At 72.3% G+C, this 2801-nt stretch carries 2 protein-coding genes and 1 pseudogene; all 3 read left to right on the top strand.

Features of this window, described 5'->3' with window-relative positions; genetic code table 11:
- Nucleotides 1–186 (top strand): annotated as a pseudogene (locus SACHA_RS25620) (metabolite traffic protein EboE); the annotation flags it as partial.
- 29 nt (nucleotides 187–215) lie between these two features.
- The gene (locus SACHA_RS25615) at nucleotides 216–1616 is read left to right on the top strand and encodes an alkaline phosphatase family protein (protein ID WP_028663220.1); all 1401 of its coding nucleotides are present in this window, start codon (nucleotides 216–218) and stop codon (nucleotides 1614–1616) included.
- Nucleotides 1613–2620, top strand: coding sequence for a sugar phosphate isomerase/epimerase family protein (locus tag SACHA_RS0115135; RefSeq protein ID WP_019811032.1), 1008 nt, complete (start codon nucleotides 1613–1615; stop codon nucleotides 2618–2620). Before SACHA_RS25615 ends, SACHA_RS0115135 begins: the two co-directional genes overlap by 4 nt.
- The last annotated feature ends 181 nt before the right edge of the window (nucleotides 2621–2801 follow it).

Genomic DNA, 2801 nt, shown 5'->3' with positions numbered 1-2801 from the left:
ACGACCGACGTGCTCGCCGACGCTCTGGCGGCGGTGCGCGCCCACGCCGGAGCCGGCCCCGCCCCGCACGTCGAGGTCGAGACCTACACCTGGGGTGTCCTGCCCGACGGGCACCGGCAGGAGCTCACCGCCGGGATCGCCGGGGAGCTGCGCTGGGCGGGCACGGAGGTGGCGGCGTGGGGGTGAGGACCGGAACCGACGACGGAGGTGGTGGGGTGCGCAAGCTCCTGGTGCTCGACGTGGTGGGGATGACCCCCGATCTGCTGCGGCACATGCCGAACCTGTCCGCGCTGGCCGAGCGGGGGTGGCGGGCCGAGCTCGGCACCGTGCTGCCCGCGGTGACGTGCAGCGTCCAGTCGACGCTGCTGACCGGGACCATGCCCGCCGAGCACGGCGCGGTCGGCAACGGCTGGTACTTCCGCGACCTCGGCGAGGTGTACCTGTGGCGCCAGCACAACCGGCTGGTGCGGGGCCCGAAGGTGTGGGAGACGGCGCGGGCCGCGCACCCCGGCTACACCGCCGCGAATGTCTGCTGGTGGTACGCGATGGGGGCGAGCACCGACGTCACCGTGACCCCGCGCCCGATCTACCACGCGGACGGGCGCAAGTCGCCGGACTGCTACGTGCGCCCCCCGGCCCTGCACGACGAGCTCACCGCCGAGCTGGGCGAGTTCCCGCTGTTCCACTACTGGGGGCCGACCGCGTCGCTCACCTCGTCACGGTGGATCGTGGCCGCGACGCGACGGCTGCTGCGCACCGAGAACCCGGACCTGCTGCTGGCCTATGTCCCGCACCTGGACTACGACCTCCAACGCCACGGGCCGCACTCGCCCGAGGCGGTGCGCGCCGCCCGCGCGGTGGACGCCGAACTCGGCCCCCTGCTCGACGAGGCACGCGGGCGCGGGCACACGGTGGTGGCGCTGTCCGAGTACGGCATCACCCCGGCCGACACCCCCGTGGACGTCAACCGGGTGCTCCGGCGCGAGGGGTTGCTGGAGGTCTACACCCAGGTTGGGATGGAGTACCTCGACCCGTGGACCTCCCGGGCGTTCGCCGTGGCCGACCACCAGGTGGCCCACGTCTACGTCGCCGACGGGGCGGACCTGCCCCGGGTGCGGCGGGTGCTGGAGAGTCTGCCGGGGGTGGACGAGGTACTCGACCGTGCCGCCCAGGCCCGGTACGGGCTCGATCACGAACGGTCGGGGGAACTGGTCGCGGTGGCCGAGCCGGGGGCGTGGTTCACCTACTACTACTGGCTCGACGAGGACCGCCGCCCCGACTTCGCCCGGGGGGTGGAGATCCACCGCAAGCCGGGTTTCGACCCGGCCGAGCTGTTCTTCGACCCGGAGGACGCGCTGGTGAAGGCCAGGGCGGGGCTGAACCTGATCCGCAAGAAGCTCGGCCTGCGCTACACCATGAACGTCGTGCCCACCGACCCCCGGTGGGTGCGCGGGTCGCACGGCAGGCTGCCGGACTCCGCCGCGGGCGGTCCGGTCCTGCTCTGCTCCGATCCGGCCGTCCCGTCCGCCGTGGAGGCGACGGGCCGGCTGGCGGCCACCGACGTCGCCGATCTGCTGTTGCATCTGCAGGGAATCCGAGAGGAGGCTCGACCATGAGCCGACCGGTCACCTTGTTCACCGGCCAGTGGGCCGATCTGCCGTTCGAGCAGGTCTGCCGCTACGCCGCGGACTGGGGCTACGACGGGCTGGAGATCGCCTGTTCGGGCGACCACTTCGAGGTCGACCGTGCCCTGTCCGAACCGGACTACGTGGACAACCGGCGCAAGCTGCTCGACTCGTACGGGCTGGGCGTGTGGACGATCTCCAACCACCTCGTCGGGCAGGCCGTCTGTGACGATCCGATCGACGTGCGGCACGAGAACATCCTGCCCGCCCGCATCTGGGGCGACGGCGACCCGGAGGGGGTGCGGCAGCGGGCGGCGGCGGAACTGGCCGACACCGCACGGGCCGCGGCGCGGCTGGGGGTGGACACGGTCGTCGGGTTCACCGGCTCGAAGATCTGGAAATACGTCGCGATGTTCCCCCCGGTGCCGCAGGAGCTGATCGACGACGGCTACGCCGACTTCGCCCGCCGCTGGAACCCGATCCTGGACACCTTCGACGAGGTCGGCGTGCGGTTCGCCCACGAGGTGCACCCGAGCGAGATCGCCTACGACTACTGGACGACGACACGCGCACTGGCGGCCGTCGACCACCGCCCGGCCTTCGGCCTGAACTGGGACCCGTCGCACTTCGTGTGGCAGGACCTCGACCCGGTCGGGTTCATCCTCGACTTCGCCGACCGCATCTACCACGTCGACTGCAAGGACACCAAGACGCGGTTCGACGGCCGTAACGGCAGGCTCGGCTCGCACCTTCCCTGGGCCGACCCCCGCCGCGGCTGGGATTTCGTCTCCACGGGACACGGCGACGTGGACTGGGAGAGCGCCTTCCGCGCGCTGAACGCCATCGGTTACACCGGGCCGATCTCGGTGGAGTGGGAGGACGCGGGCATGGACCGGTTGCGGGGTGCGGCCGAGGCCGTCACCCACCTCCGCGGCCTGCTGTTCGACAAGCCGGAGGCGGCCTTCGACGCCGCCTTCACAACGGAGAGCGCGTGAACGGGGCGCACGGGAGCACACGGAGGCGGCGATGAGAGACGGCGCGGGACGAGACAGCGTGACAGGAGACGGCGTGACAGGAGACGGCGTGACAGGAGACGGGGCGGCAGGTCCCGGAGCGGCGGGCGGCGGGCTGTCCCGGCGGGCGATGCTGCGCACGGCGGCCGGAGTGGCGGGCACG

This window comes from Saccharomonospora halophila 8 (genome assembly GCF_000383775.1).
Taxonomy (GTDB): Bacteria; Actinomycetota; Actinomycetes; order Mycobacteriales; family Pseudonocardiaceae; genus Saccharomonospora; species Saccharomonospora halophila.
This window is presented reverse-complemented; position numbering and strand designations above follow the sequence as displayed.

Bases quoted from the DNA above. Each gene is read 5' to 3' on its own strand.
- SACHA_RS0115135 (WP_019811032.1), top strand. From the start codon at position 1,613: ATGAGCCGACCGGTCACCTTGTTCACCGGCCAGTGGGCCGATCTGCCG.